The organism is Kitasatospora sp. NPDC022785 (genome assembly GCF_055561295.1).
Window position 1 is genome coordinate 415,787 of record NZ_JBVHHB010000002.1, and the last position, 13,486, is coordinate 429,272.

Annotated in this window: 14 protein-coding genes; 3 read left to right on the top strand and 11 right to left on the bottom strand. The window is 72.7% G+C overall.

From position 1 onward, the window contains the following. Positions 1–63: 63 nt before the first annotated feature. The 8 genes from ACZ3YO_RS05170 to argC all read right to left on the bottom strand — a co-directional run bounded on the left by ACZ3YO_RS05170 (position 64) and on the right by argC (position 8,131). Entirely contained in the window at positions 64–567 is a 504-nt protein-coding gene (locus ACZ3YO_RS05170) for a GNAT family N-acetyltransferase (protein ID WP_465564984.1), read from the bottom strand. A 454-nt stretch (positions 568–1,021) separates the two neighbouring features. Beyond that, entirely contained in the window at positions 1,022–1,279 is a 258-nt protein-coding gene (locus ACZ3YO_RS05175; RefSeq protein WP_465564986.1) for a sigma-70 RNA polymerase sigma factor region 4 domain-containing protein, read from the bottom strand. Between the two features lie 109 nt (positions 1,280–1,388). Next, on the bottom strand, positions 1,389–2,828 hold the full coding sequence (gene argH / locus ACZ3YO_RS05180) for an argininosuccinate lyase (protein ID WP_465564988.1): 1,440 nt from the start codon (positions 2,826–2,828) through the stop codon (positions 1,389–1,391). 357 nt (positions 2,829–3,185) lie between these two features. Beyond that, positions 3,186–3,734, bottom strand: a complete 549-nt coding sequence (locus tag ACZ3YO_RS05185; RefSeq protein ID WP_396321724.1) for an arginine repressor — start codon at positions 3,732–3,734, stop codon at positions 3,186–3,188. 23 nt (positions 3,735–3,757) lie between these two features. After that, on the bottom strand, positions 3,758–4,984 hold the full coding sequence (locus ACZ3YO_RS05190; RefSeq protein WP_465564991.1) for an acetylornithine transaminase: 1,227 nt from the start codon (positions 4,982–4,984) through the stop codon (positions 3,758–3,760). Continuing rightward, entirely contained in the window at positions 4,981–5,856 is an 876-nt protein-coding gene (argB, locus tag ACZ3YO_RS05195; protein ID WP_465544357.1) for an acetylglutamate kinase, read from the bottom strand. The genes ACZ3YO_RS05190 and argB overlap by 4 nt, the downstream gene beginning before the upstream one ends. An 80-nt stretch (positions 5,857–5,936) precedes the next feature. Beyond that, positions 5,937–7,106 carry a bifunctional glutamate N-acetyltransferase/amino-acid acetyltransferase ArgJ gene (gene argJ, locus ACZ3YO_RS05200; protein ID WP_465564994.1) on the bottom strand — a complete coding sequence of 390 codons (1,170 nt, stop codon included), beginning with the start codon at positions 7,104–7,106 and terminating at the stop codon, positions 5,937–5,939. Next, on the bottom strand, positions 7,103–8,131 hold the full coding sequence (argC, locus tag ACZ3YO_RS05205) for an N-acetyl-gamma-glutamyl-phosphate reductase (RefSeq protein WP_465564997.1): 1,029 nt from the start codon (positions 8,129–8,131) through the stop codon (positions 7,103–7,105). The genes argJ and argC overlap by 4 nt, the downstream gene beginning before the upstream one ends. A gap of 658 nt (positions 8,132–8,789) precedes the next feature. Here argC and ACZ3YO_RS05210 point away from each other — a divergent pair. Further along, on the top strand, positions 8,790–9,314 hold the full coding sequence (locus tag ACZ3YO_RS05210; protein WP_465565000.1) for an LppU/SCO3897 family protein: 525 nt from the start codon (positions 8,790–8,792) through the stop codon (positions 9,312–9,314). Between the two features lie 84 nt (positions 9,315–9,398). On the opposite strand, the gene ACZ3YO_RS05215 is transcribed toward ACZ3YO_RS05210, so the two are convergent. Next, positions 9,399–10,601, bottom strand: a complete 1,203-nt coding sequence (locus ACZ3YO_RS05215) for a methyltransferase (protein WP_465565002.1) — start codon at positions 10,599–10,601, stop codon at positions 9,399–9,401. A gap of 98 nt (positions 10,602–10,699) precedes the next feature. Here ACZ3YO_RS05215 and ACZ3YO_RS05220 point away from each other — a divergent pair, with 98 nt between their 5' ends. Continuing rightward, the gene (locus ACZ3YO_RS05220) at positions 10,700–11,101 is read left to right on the top strand and encodes a VOC family protein (protein ID WP_396321730.1); all 402 of its coding nucleotides are present in this window, start codon (positions 10,700–10,702) and stop codon (positions 11,099–11,101) included. A gap of 113 nt (positions 11,102–11,214) precedes the next feature. Here the strand turns inward: ACZ3YO_RS05220 and ACZ3YO_RS05225 are convergent, their stop codons facing one another. Further along, positions 11,215–11,763: a GNAT family N-acetyltransferase gene (locus tag ACZ3YO_RS05225; RefSeq protein WP_465565007.1), complete on the bottom strand. Its 549-nt coding sequence runs from the start codon at positions 11,761–11,763 to the stop codon at positions 11,215–11,217. 284 nt (positions 11,764–12,047) lie between these two features. Further along, positions 12,048–12,350: a hypothetical protein gene (locus ACZ3YO_RS05230; protein WP_465565010.1), complete on the bottom strand. Its 303-nt coding sequence runs from the start codon at positions 12,348–12,350 to the stop codon at positions 12,048–12,050. A gap of 191 nt (positions 12,351–12,541) precedes the next feature. Here ACZ3YO_RS05230 and ACZ3YO_RS05235 point away from each other — a divergent pair, with 191 nt between their 5' ends. Beyond that, positions 12,542–13,429 carry a LysR family transcriptional regulator gene (locus ACZ3YO_RS05235; RefSeq protein WP_465565013.1) on the top strand — a complete coding sequence of 296 codons (888 nt, stop codon included), beginning with the start codon at positions 12,542–12,544 and terminating at the stop codon, positions 13,427–13,429. Positions 13,430–13,486 lie beyond the last annotated feature (57 nt).

Consider the following 13,486-nt stretch of genomic DNA (forward strand, 5'->3'; position numbering starts at 1 on the left):
TCCGGAACGTCCGGATGGTGGCGGCGCCGGGCCGGGTGGTGCCGAGTGGGGCCCGGGGAGGGCTCAGGCGGTGGCGGCGAGCTCGACCGCGGCGGGCTTCTCCAGGTGGATCAGGCTGAGCCGGCCGTCGACCTGCTCGACGGTGGTCTGGCGGTAGCCCTGGCGGGCGTAGAGGCGCAGGTTGCCGAGGCTGCGGTGGCCGGTGAACAGGCGGTAGGCGGTCACCGGGCGGCCCTCCTCCGCGAGGCGGCGCTCCAGTGCCTCCAGCAGCCGGCCACCGAGGCCGTGCCGCTGCATCCGGGGGTGGACGACCAGACGCCCTATCCGGGCGATGCCGTCGGGGCCGGTCCGGCCGCGGACGGTGCCGACCACCTCGTCGCCGAGGCGGGCCACCAGGAAGTGCTGTTCGGTCAGTTCGCCACGCAGGCTCTCCAGGGTCTGCGTCAGCGGCTCCAGGGTCCAGTCGCCGTACAGCTCGGCCTCGCTCTGGTAGCCGAGATACTGGAGCTTGAGGATCTGCTCCGCGTCCTCGGCGTCCGCCGCCGAGATGATCACGCTCATGCCCATGTGCTGGGGCCTCCCCAATGTCGTGCCCGGCGCGCAAACGTGAGGGTGTCGCACCGGATGCCCTGCCGGAGATGTCCCGGCCGGGGATCCGCCCTGACCGGGGGTGGCGCACGAACGTACCGACCGCGATGCCCGGGGTGGGCCCGCGACGCCGTGGCGCGTTCACGCTCAGTATCCGAGCGATTGCGCGGCCGTCAAGAGCTACGTTCGCCAGCGCTCTACCCGCGTGTCAGTTGCTCTCAACCTCACGGCCGCCGGACGTGGTGAGGGTCACGTCCGGACGGAGGGCCGGGGGCGGACGGGGGAACGGGCCCGCGCGGGACGGGGGATCCGAGCGGGAGGGGAACGGGTCCGCGCGGCGGACGGGCGGAGGCGCAGGGCCGACACGCCGGGGTCACGCCCGGCGGCGGGGCACAGGGCCCGGCCCGCGTCACGCCCGGCGGCGGACGGGTGGTCAGGCGTAGCGCTCGCCGTGGAGGAGGGCGCGGAGGCAGGCCAGGCAGCGGGAGCGGGTGGGGCCGATGGAGCCGCGGGGCATGCCGAGGCGTTCGGAGAGTTCGCGGTAGCTGGGTGGCGGGTCCTCGGCGAGGGCCGCGACCAGCTGGGGGCAGCGGCCGGGCAGGGCGGCCACCGCCTCGCGGACGAGGCGGCGCCGGAGCGTGGCGAACACCACGGCCTCGGCGGAGGGGACGGACGGAAGGTTGGCGCACATACCGTTCATGACCGGGCACGGGCGGGCCCGGTTACGGGCGGCCGGTCGCGTGCACGCGAAAGGGGCGCGGCGGTCGCCCCGCCACGCCCCTGCCGTCGGCTCCCGGCTGTCAGCCCTGGACCCACTCCGCCTGGCGCGCCAGGTCGGCCTTGACCTCGCCGAGCTGTACGGCGACCGCCGAGGGGGCAGTGCCGCCGCGTCCGCTGCGCGAGGCGATCGCGCCGTGGACGCTGAGCACCGAGCGCACCTCGGGCGTCAGGTGCCCGGAGATGGCGGCGAACTGCTCGTCGGTCAGGTCGCCCAGCTCGATGCCCTGCTGCTCGCAGACCTTGACGCAGGAGCCGGCCACCTCGTGCGCGACCCGGAACGGCACGCCCTGCTTGACCAGCCATTCGGCGATGTCGGTGGCGAGCGAGAAGCCGGCCGGGGCCAGCTCCTCCAGCCGCTCCCGGTGCACGGTGAGGGTGGCCATCATGCCGGTGAAGGCGGGGAGCAGCACCTCCAGCGTGTCGCAGGAGTCGAAGACGGGCTCCTTGTCCTCCTGGAGGTCCCGGTTGTAGGCGAGCGGAAGCGCCTTGAGGGTGGCGAGCAGGCCGGTGAGGTTGCCGATCAGGCGGCCGGACTTGCCGCGGGCCAGCTCGGCGATGTCCGGGTTCTTCTTCTGCGGCATGATCGAGGAGCCGGTGGAGAAGGCGTCGTGGAGCGTGATGAAGCCGAACTCCTTGGTGTTCCAGATGATCACCTCCTCGGCGATCCGGGAGAGGTTGATCCCGATCATCGCGGTGACGAAGGCGAACTCGGCGACGAAGTCGCGCGAAGCGGTGCCGTCGATGGAGTTGCCGACCGAGCCGCGTTCGAAGCCGAGGTCGGCGGCGACCGCCTGCGGGTCGAGGCCGAGCGAGGAGCCGGCCAGCGCGCCGGAGCCGTACGGGGAGACGGCGGTGCGGGCGTCCCACTGGCGCAGCCGCTCGGCGTCCCGGCCGAGGGCCTGCACGTGCGCGAGGACGTGGTGGGCGAAGAGCACGGGCTGGGCGTGCTGGAGGTGGGTGCGGCCCGGCATGGCGGTGTCCGGGTGCTCCTCGGCCAGGCCGACCAGGGCGTGCTGGAGGTCGAGGACCAGGCCGCCGATGATCTTCGCGTGGTCCCGGAGGTACATCCGGAAGAGCGTGGCGATCTGGTCGTTGCGCGAGCGGCCGGCCCGCAGCTTGCCGCCGAGTTCGGCGCCGAGGCGCTCCAGCAGGCCGCGCTCCAGCGCGGTGTGGACGTCCTCGTCGGCGACGGTGCCGGTGAAGGTGCCGGCCTCGACGTCGGCGAGGAGCCGGTCGAGCCCGGCCAGCATGGCGTCGAGTTCGGCGTCGCCGAGCAGGCCGGCCTTGTGCAGGACGCGGGCGTGGGCCTTGGAGCCGGCGATGTCGTACGGCGCGAGGCGCCAGTCGAAGTGCACGGAGGCGGAGAGCCTGGCCAGCGCCTCGGACGGGCCGTCGGCGAAGCGCGCGCCCCAGAGGCGCAGCTCAGGACCGTTACTGGCGGCGTTCTGGTCGGCAGGCATCGCTAGGGCTCCTTACACAGGACTACGGGAGGAGGGGGTGGGTCCCGCCGTGGGGGCGGCCGGACCCGGGAGGGCGGTTCAGGCGAGTGCGACGCGCTCGGTCACGGCTCTCCCCTTCACAGCCGGGTGAACAGGTTTACGGTGATAGGCATAAGTATGCACTACACCGTATGAAACTCACAACCCCGGACGGGACGTGGGGAAGGACCGCCGGCGGGACCGGCCACCGGCCCGGTTCAGGCCTACCTGGGCCCGGAAGTACGGCGGAGCCCAAAGGTACGGCCGGACCCGAGAGGGCCGCCGGGCCCGGAACCGGCCGTGGGCCCGGATCACCGGGCCCACGGGAGCGGGACGTGCCTACTGCGCCTTGGCCTGGGCCAGTTGCATCAGGTGGTCGGCCAGGGCCTGGCCGCCGGCCGGGTCCCGGCTGATCAGCAGGACGGTGTCGTCGCCGGCGATGGTCCCGATGATCTCGAAGACTTCGGCCTGGTCGATCGCGGAGGCCAGGAACTGGGCGGCGCCCGGCGGGGTGCGCAGCACGACGAGGTTGCCGGAGGCGGTGGCGGAGACCATGAGTTCACCGGCCAGCCGGGCCATCCGGCCCTCGCTGGCCGACTCCCCCATCGGTGCGCGCGGCGTGCGGTCGCCGCCCTCGGCCGGGACGGCGTAGATGAGCGCGCCGTCCCGGTTGCGGATCTTCACCGCGCCCAGCTCGTCCAGGTCCCGGGAGAGGGTGGCCTGGGTGACCACCAGCCCGTCGTCGGCGAGCAGCTTGGCGAGCTGGCTCTGCGAGCGCACGGGCTGGCGGGTGAGCAGGTCCACGATCCGCCGGTGGCGCGCGGTCCGGGTCTGCGGGACCTGCGGCGACGGGCCGGCGGCGGGTTGGCCGGAGTTGGGTGCGGTCATGTGATTATTCTCCCGGACTACGCTCAGCTCGCATCGGCCGGGGCGTTCTCCCGCACCGTCCGGAGGATCTCCGGCAGGGCGGCCAGGAAGGCGTCCGCCTCCTGCTCGGTGAGCACCAGCGGCGGCGCCAGCCGGACGGCGTCCGGGACGGCCGCGTTCACCAGGAAGCCGGCCTCCTGGGCGACGGCCTGGACCTTGGCGGACACCGGTTCGGTGAGCACGATGCCGAGCAGCAGGCCGGCCCCGCGCACGTGCGAGACCAGCGGGTCGCCGATCGCCTCGATGCCCTCCCGCAGCCGCTCGCCGAGCTTGCGCACGTGCTCCAGCAGGCCTTCGGACTCGATGGTGTCGAGCACCGCGAGCGCTGCCGCCGCGACCACCGGGTTGCCGCCGAAGGTCGTGCCGTGCTGGCCCGGGGTGAGCAGCCCGGCGGCGTCCCCGAAGGCGAGGACGGCGCCGATCGGCAGGCCGCCGCCGAGCGCCTTGGCGAGGGTGACGACGTCCGGCTCGACGCCGTCGAAGGCCTGGTGGGCGTACCAGTGGCCGGTGCGGCCGATGCCGGTCTGGATCTCGTCCAGGATCAGCAGGGTGCCGGTGGCGCGGGTGATCTCGCGGGCGGCGGCCAGGTAGCCGTCGGGCAGCGGGACGGCGCCGTTCTCGCCCTGGACGGGCTCCAGGAAGACGGCGGCGGTCTCGGTGGTGACGGCCGCCCGCAGCGCCTCGATGTCGCCGAACGGGACGTGCGTGACGTCGCCGGGCAGCGGCAGGAACGGCGCCTGCTTGGCGGGCTGGCCGGTGAGCGCGAGGGCGCCCATGGTCCGGCCGTGGAACCCGCCTTCGAGCGCCACGACGTGGGTGCGACCGGTCCGCCGGCTGATCTTGAAGGCGGCCTCGTTGGCCTCGGCGCCGGAGTTGCAGAAGAAGACCCGGCCGCCCGCCCGGCCGTCCAGCCTCAGCAGCCGCTCGGCGAGGGCGATGGTCGGCTCGGCCATGAAGAGGTTGGAGACGTGGCCGAGGGTGCCGATCTGACGGGTGACCGCCTCGACGACGGCCGGGTGGGCGGTGCCGAGGGCGTTGACGGCAATGCCGCCGAGCAGGTCGGTGTACTCCTTGCCGTCCGCGTCCCACAGCCTGGCGCCCTCGCCGCGGACCAGCGGGATCCGCGGGGTGCCGTAGTTGTCGGTGAACGCGTGCTGCCACCGGTCGGTGAGCTGTGCGCTGCTGCTCGGCTGCGCCTCGTCGGTCGTCATGCCAGTCCCCCGGTCACGGTCGCTTCGTCGTCCGGCACGACCATCGTGCCGATGCCCTCGTCGGTGAAGATCTCCAGCAGCAGGCTGTGCTGCACCCGGCCGTCCAGGACGCGGGCGGTGCCCACGCCGGAGCGGACGGCGCGCAGGCAGCCCTCCATCTTGGGGAGCATGCCGCTGGCGAGCCCGGGCAGCAGCTCCTCCAGCTCGCTCGCGTTGAGCTGGCTGATCACGTCGTCGGACTCGGGCCAGTCCTTGTAGAGGCCCTCGACGTCGGTGAGGACGACGAGCATCTCGGCGCCGAGCGCGACCGCGAGGGCGGAGGCCGCGGTGTCGGCGTTGATGTTGTAGACGTGGCCGTCCGCGCCGCGGGCGATCGAGGAGATCACCGGGATGCGGCCGTCGGCGATGAGCGCCTTCACGGCGCCGGCCTCGATGTTGACGATGTCCCCGACCAGGCCGATGTCGACCTGCTCGCCGTCCACCACCGCGTACCTCTTGACCGCGGTCATGGTGTGCGCGTCCTCGCCGGTCATGCCGACGGCGAACGGGCCGTGGCCGTTGAGCAGCCCGACCAGCTCGCGCTGGACCTGGCCGGCCAGCACCATCCGGACCACGTCCATGGTCTCCGGGGTGGTGACCCGCAGACCGTTGGTGAAGGAGGACTCCAGGCCGAGCCTGTCCAACTGGGCGCTGATCTGCGGGCCGCCGCCGTGCACCACCACGGGGTGCAGGCCGGCGTAGCGCAGGAAGACCACGTCCTGGGCGAAGGCCGCCTTGAGGCTCTCGTCCACCATGGCGTTGCCGCCGAACTTGATCACGACGGTCTTGCCGTGGAAGCGCTCCAGCCAGGGCAGCGCCTCGATCAGCGTCATGGCCTTGGGCAACGCCGTGTTGTTGCGGGCCTGTTCGCCCTTGGGTGCGATCTGCACTGTTGTGGTCCCCGGCTCAGGTGTCAGGTGGAGTAGGCGCTGTTCTCGTGCACGTAGTCGGCGGTGAGGTCGTTGGTCCACAGGGTGGCGGCGGCCTCGCCGGCGTTCAGGCGGGCGGTGATCACGACCTCGCGGCCGGTCATGTCGACCAGGTCGCGGTCCTCGCCCACGCTGCCGTCCCGGCAGACCCAGACGCCGTTGATGGCGACGTCGAGGCGGTCCGGGTCGAAGGCGGCGGAGGTGGTGCCGATCGCGGCCAGGACGCGGCCCCAGTTCGGGTCCTCGCCGTGGAGGGCGCACTTGAGCAGGTTGTTGCGGCCGATCACGCGGGCGACGTCGACGGCCTCCTCCTCGCTGGCGGCCGCGGTCACGTCGATCCGGATGTCCTTGCTCGCGCCCTCGGCGTCGCCGATCAGCTGGCGGGCGAGGTCGGCGCAGACGGTGCGGACGGCCTCGTCGAACTCGGCCTGCCCGGGGGTGACGCCGGAGGCGCCGGAGGCGAGCAGCAGCACGGTGTCGTTGGTCGACATGCAGCCGTCGGAGTCGATCCGGTCGAAGGTGGTGCGGGTGGCGCCGCGCAGCGAGGCGTCCAGGGCGGCGGCGTCGAGGTCGGCGTCGGTGGTGAGGACGACCAGCATGGTGGCCAGGCCCGGGGCGAGCATGCCGGCGCCCTTGGCCATGCCGCCGACCGTCCAGCCGTCCTTCGTCACCTGGGCGGTCTTGTGGACGGTGTCGGTGGTCTTGATGGCGATCGCGGCGGCCTCGCCGCCGGTCGCGCTGAGCTCCTGGGCGGCGAGGGCGACGCCGGGCAGCAGGATGTCCATCGGGAGGCGGACGCCGATCAGGCCGGTGGAGGCGACGGCGACCTCGCCGGCGTTCACCTTCAGCTCCTCGGCGGCCTTCTCCGCGGTGGCGTGGGTGTCCTGGAAGCCGAGCGGGCCGGTACAGGCGTTGGCGCCACCGGAGTTGAGGACGACCGCGGAGAGCACGCCGCCCTTGAGGACCTGCTCGGACCAGAGCACGGGGGCGGCCTTGACCCGGTTGGCGGTGAAGACGCCGGCCGCGGCGAGCGAGGGGCCGTCGTTGACGACCAGGGCGAGGTCCGGGGTACCGGAGGCCTTGATGCCGGCGGTGACGCCGGCGGCGCGGAAGCCCTTGGCCGCGGTCACGCCGACGTTGACGTTCTCGGTCACGGTGCGACTCCGTTCAGGGGGAGGCCGAGCTCCTCGGGAAGGCCGAGGGCGATGTTCATGCTCTGCACCGCGCCGCCGGCGGTGCCCTTGACCAGGTTGTCGATCGCGCTGATCGCGATGATCCGGCCGGCGGTCTCGTCCAGGGCGACCTGGACCAGGGCGGCGTTCGAGCCGTAGACGCTGCTGGTCTGCGGCCACTGGCCCTCGGGCAGCAGGCGGACGAAGGGCTCGCCGGCGAACGCCCCGGCGTAGGCGGCGCGCAGGCTCTCGCCCGTCACACCGGGCTTCGCCTTGGCGGAGCAGGTGGCGAGGATGCCGCGCGGCATCGGCACGAGGGTCGGGGTGAAGGAGACGGTGACCGGCTCGCCCGCGACCGGCGTCAGGTTCTGCGCCATCTCCGGGGTGTGCCGGTGTACGCCGCCCACGCCGTAGGCGCTGACGTTGCCCATGACCTCGCTGCCGAGCAGGTGGGTCTTGGCCGCCTTGCCGGCGCCGGAGGTACCCGAGGCGGCGACGATCACGGCCTCGGGCTCGGCGAGCTTCGCCGCGTACGCCGGGAAGAGCGCCAGCGAGACGGCGGTCGGGTAGCAGCCGGGCACGGCGATCCGGTTGCTGCCCTTGAGCGCGGCGCGGTGGCCGGGCAGCTCGGGCAGGCCGTACGGCCAGGTGCCGGCGTGCGCGGAGCCGTAGAACTGCTCCCAGTCGGCCGCGGCCCTGAGCCGGAAGTCGGCTCCGCAGTCGACGACCAGCACGTTGCCGCCGAGCGCCTCGGCGACCGCGGCGGACTGGCCGTGCGGCAGCGCCAGGAACACCACGTCGTGGTCGGCCAGCACCTCGGGGGTGGTGGGCTCCAGGACCCGGTCGGCGAGCGGCAGCAGGTGCGGCTGCAACGCGCCCAGCCTGGCGCCCGCGTTCGAGCCGCCCGTCAGCGCCCCGATCTCCACCTCCGGGTGGCCGAGCAGCAGGCGCAGCACCTCACCGCCCGCGTATCCGCTCGCGCCGGCGACGGCGACTCGCAATGCCATGGCGTTCCCTCCTTTGTCGTGGCATGAATATACGCAGTACGGAACATTCATGCAAGGAGCATCCGGCGAACCCACCCGGGGCGGTGTGACCGGTCGCTTCGGTCGGCCGATGAGCGGCCGACCGGGCGACTGAGCGCGTGGCATCGGCCCGGTCGGCGAGCCGACGGTGTCCGAGGGCCCGATTCGCCCCGGCGCAGCCGCCGCCCCGCCGGTCAGAGGCTCGTCCCGCCGACCGAAGCGCTCGGGCACGACGCGTTCGCGCGTCCGGGTCTCGCGCCCGGGGAGTTTCGGCATCGATCGGCCGATTTGTGATCACGGTTCGGCGACCTTCCGTCCACCGAGGTTCCGATCACCCCTCCTGACGTTCGGGCGGCGCTAGGTTTCGGAGGCAAACACTCTTGATCATCACGGGGGATCCACCATTTCCATTCAGTCCGCCGAGCTGCCACACGGCGCCGCGCCCACCGAGCCCGTCTCCGACGCCACGGCCCCGGACCTGCCCGTCCACGGTGAGGGACAACTCAGCTGCCGGCAGTGCGGCTCCGTCCCCGCCGTGGATGCGACCTTCCGCGGGCACCTGGGCCTCATCGTGATCTTGAAGTACCTGAAGCGCCGGGGACCGTACTGTCGCAACTGCGGCATCGCCACGCACCGCGACATGACCTCCGACAGCCTCTGGCAGGGCTGGTGGGGCATACCCTCGATGATCGTCAACCCCATCATCATGCTGATCAACATCCCGCAGCGCCTGAAGGTCAACAAGCTGCCGGAGCCGCAGCCCGGCGCGCCCCGGGCGCCGATGAACCCCGGCAGGCCGGTGTACCTGCGGCCCACGATCTTCGGTGTGCTCATCCCGGTGATCCTGGTGTCGCTGATCGTCCTCATGGAGAAGGGCGACCCCGAGTTCGCCAAGGCCGGCGACTGCATCCACAACAACAACACGATCGTGCTTCCCGGTGCCGTCGACAGCAACGCCGACGTCGAGGTGGTCCCCTGCTCCGACCCGAGGGCCGAGGCCCGCGTCGTGGGCCGCGAGGACGACACCAACGACGGCGAGACCGTGTGCCGGAAGTCCTTCCCCGACGCCGACGGCTACTTCACCTACAAGCGGGGCAGCGACAAGTACACCCTCTGTCTGAAGAGCCTGAAGCAGAAGCCGGGCACGGTCTTCGCCCCGCAGTGAGGCACCGGCCGGGCCGTTCGCCCTGTGCTGCACAGTCGCCGGCCGAAGCGCCCGGCCACCTGCGGGTAGCGGCCCGGCCGGCGCTCAGCGCTTGACGGCTCGCAGGACGACGAACTTGGGGTTGCCGGCGACGAGTTCGCAGTTGCCGAAGAGCCGGCGGAGCTTGACGTGGTAGCCGAGATGGCGGTTGCCGACGACCCAGAGTTCGCCGCCGGCGCGCAGGGCGCGGCGGGCGCCGGTGAACATGCGCCAGGCGGTGGCGTCGGTCGTGGCCTGGTGCGAGTGGAACGGCGGGTTGTTGAGGACGAGGTCGACCGAGCCGGGCGGGACGGCCTCGGTGGCGAGGGCGTCGGCGGTGAGGAACGCGGCGGGTGCGTCCGGGCCGAGGTTGGTGCGGAACGTGGCCTCGGCCGAGGCCACGGCCTGGTGCGACTCGTCCACGAAGAGCAGCTCGGCGCCGGGGCTCGCCAGCGCCGCGGCGGTGCCGACCACGCCGTTGCCGCAGCCGAGGTCGACGACCCGGGCGCCGGGGGCGGCCGCGGGGAGGTGGCCGAGGAAGAAGCGGGTGCCGATGTCGAGCCGCTCGGCGCAGAAGGTGCCGGCGTGGTTGACCACGGTGCGGCCGGCCGCCGGGCCGATGTCGGCGGGCAGCGCGTAGGAGTGCGGCCACGGGTTGGGCCCGGGGTCGAGCGCCGGGTCGGGGGTGCAGAAGACCAGCCGGGCCTTGCGGACGGCGAGCGAGGTGCGGGTCGGGCCGAGGATGCGCTCGAAGAGCTGGAGCGTGGAGGTGTGGATCTCGGTGACCATGCCGGTGCCGACCACCACCGTGCCGGGGTGGACGGCCGGGGCCAGGCGGTGCAGCTGGTCCTCCAGCAGCGCGAGGCTCTTCGGGACGCGGACCAGCAGGACGTCGATGCGCCCGGGCGGGGTGTCGCGGGTGGTGAGCAGCCGGGCGGCACCGGGGGCGGCACCGGCCCGGGCGAGGTTGGCCAGGGTGGCCTGCCGGCCGAGGTGCGAGTCGCCGATCTGGACCGGGGCGTGGGCGGCGAGCGCCGTCGTCAGGGCGCCCCAGCGGTCGCCGAGGACGACGACGGTGCGGCCGGTGAGCTCGATGGCCCCGCCCTGCGCGCTGCCGGCCTCGCCGGCGAGGTGGCGCAGCAGGTACTCGTCGGCGGCGTCCCAGGCGCGCAGCCGCTCACGCGGGTCCTCCGGGTAGCGGGTGAGGTCGAAGGTGCCCCACGGGGTGGTGAAGGGGGTGGCGGCGGCAGGCGTGCTGAGGCGGTTCATCGTGGTCTCAGGCTAGCCGACCGCCGGGCGCGGGCCGCCCGGGCGGCCGATACTGGAGGGGCCCGACCGGAAGGGTCTGACCGGAAGAGGACTTGGGCATGGACTGGAAGCTCGAAGTGGTGGTGGTCCCGGTGTCCGATGTGGACCGGGCCAAGGTCTTCTACGAGGAGCAGGCCGGCTTCACCGTCGACCACGACACCCGGATCCGGGACGGCGTGCGGGTGGTCCAGCTGACGCCGCCGGGCTCGGGCTGCTCGATCGTGCTGGGCACCGGCGTGACGGACGCACCGCCGGGCTCGCTGAAGGGACTCCAGCTGGTGGTGACGGACATCGACCGGGCGCACGGCCAGCTGGTCGCGCGGGGGGTGGAGGTGAGCCCGGTCCAGCACTTCGAGGCCGGCGCCCGGGTGGACGGGCACGGCGGGGAGTGGAACTCGTTCGTCTTCTTCAGCGATCCGGACGGCAACGGCTGGGCGGTCCAGGAGTCACCGCCCGCCTAGTTCGGCGTCGCTGAGCTGCGGCTTGACGCCGGTCTCGGGACGCCACGGTGCCGGGTGCGGCGAGTTCGACCGGTGCCGGTCGCCGTGCGGCCTGGCCCGCCGGGGCCGTACGGCTACCCGGCCTGGATGGCGTCCGCCGGGACCTCGAAGATGATCGTGAGTCCGCCGCGCTCGTCCCCCTGCTCGCCGACGCGTGTGAAGCCGAAGCCCTCGATGCAGGCCAGGGAGGCGGCGTTGTCGGATCCGATCCTGGCGCGCACGGTCCTGACACCGGGTTCGGCCGCCGCCCTGGCGAGCAGTGCCCTGAGCATGGCACGGGCATAGCCCTGGCGGCGGTACCCGGGAACGACGGTATAGCCCACCTCGACCGTGCCGGTCTCGTCCGGCGGCCCGTGGAACCCGGCGTCGCCGACGACGACCCCGTCCGGCTCGGACACCGCGGCCCGCGTGGTCCAGGGCGCGGCAGAGGGGTCCTTGGCGAGCTGGTCGGCGCGGTAGCCGAAGATCCAGCGGGCTCGCTCACCGACGAAGTGTTCGTCGAGGGCGACCCCGGCCTCGGCGCTGCCGCCGGCGAGGTCACCGTCGGCGAGCGCCCGCAGTGCCTTGGCGCTGAGCTCGACGAAGCGGACGCGTTTGGGGGCGGAGAGTGGATCGTTGTTCATCGCGGTGATACTCACCGAGAGCCGGAGGACTGTCTACCGGTTTTCGGCGCGACGGCCGGACGGCGGCCGTCGCGACGGCCGGACAGCGGCCGCGTTCGCCCTGCTCGGACTGGCCGGCGCGCCCCGGTCCACGGTTCGGCAGCACTGCGTCACGCCCCGCAGCAAGCGGCCGCCTGCGGAAACGCCTGCGCAGGATCTCTCAGCGGCTGATCAGAAGTACCCTCGCGCAGATCGTCCGGCACCGGCGTGATCTGCGCTGTGGCGGCCTCGCTGACGAACCGTGGTCAGGAGGCGGCTCCGGTGACTCCCGGGGCGACGAAGCGGCGGTGGAGGGTGGTGAAGCTGACCTCCGGTTCCCCTTCGATGCCGACCTTCTCGATCGCGGGGGTCAGCCTTTCCCGCATGAAGCGGTTGAAGTCGTCCGCCGTGTCCCACACGTCGGTGACCCGAAGGCCGCCCTCGTCGAACCAGGCGACGTGGAGGACGGCGCCGTCGGGCGTCTGTTCCTCCCAGCGCACCAGGTCACGGACGGCGTCGTACTGCTCGGGCGTGGCACCCGCCCATCGGAAGGACAAAACGACAGCCATGGCACTGCTCCCATCGATCCCCTGACTTCCAGGCTACGTCCCCAGCTCCTCTTCGCACCGATGGCGGCATGGCGGTCAGGGCGGGTCGACCGGGCACCGGCGGGCCCCAACCGGCCCACCCCGGCCGATCACCGTATACTTCTGCGGCTCGACGGCCTCCGCGGCGTCGAGGGAGAAGCGCGGGGGGCGCGGTGGAACTGCGGGACATCGAGATCTTTCTGGTGCTGGCCGAGGAGCTGCACTTCGGCCGGACCGCCGAGCGGCTCCGGGTCTCCCAGGCCCGGGTCAGCCAGGCGATCAAGAAGCAGGAGCGGCGGATCGGCGCCGCGCTGTTCGACCGCACCAGCCGCACCGTGCGCCTGACCGAGGTCGGCCGCCAGCTGCGCCAGGACCTGCAGCCGGTCTACGCCGGGCTGCACGAGTCCCTGGAACGCGCCAGGCTCGCCGCCCGCGGCGTCACCGGCCGGCTCCGGGTCGGCATGCTGCCGTTCAACCTGGTGGACCTTCACTTCTACTGGAAGGCGTTCCGAGCGCGGCACCCTCAGTGGGAGCTGGAGATCCGGCAGCTGGCGTACACCGATCCGTTCGGCAGGCTCCGGGACGGCGACTTCGACGTACTGGTCGGCTGGTTGCCCGTGGAGGAGCCAGACTTCACCGTCGGACCTGTCCTGTTGACGGACCCTCGGATCCTCGCGGTGTCCGCCGACCACGAGCTCGCCGGGCGGACCTCGGTGCGCCTGGAGGTGTTCGCCGGCTTCGCGCACCCGATGCCGCCCTCCCTGCCGGACTACTGGGAGGACGGCTACATACCCTTCCACGTACGCGGAAACCGGACGATCGAGCGCGGCCGGCCGGTGACCAACGCGGACGACCTGATCAACCGGGTCGGCATGGGCGAGATCATCCATGGCTTCCCCAGCCACGTCACCCGGTACTGGGGCCTGCCGAACATCCGGTGGATCCCCGTCCCGGACCTGGCGACGCTGTCGTACGCCCTGATCTGGCGCACCGAGGCCGAGAACGAGGCGATCCGCGCACTCGCCGCCACGGTGCGCGAGATCGGCCCGTACCACTTCTGACGCACCGCCACCTCCGGAGTCGACAACCGTCGGGTTGATCGAACGGCGCACGAAGTC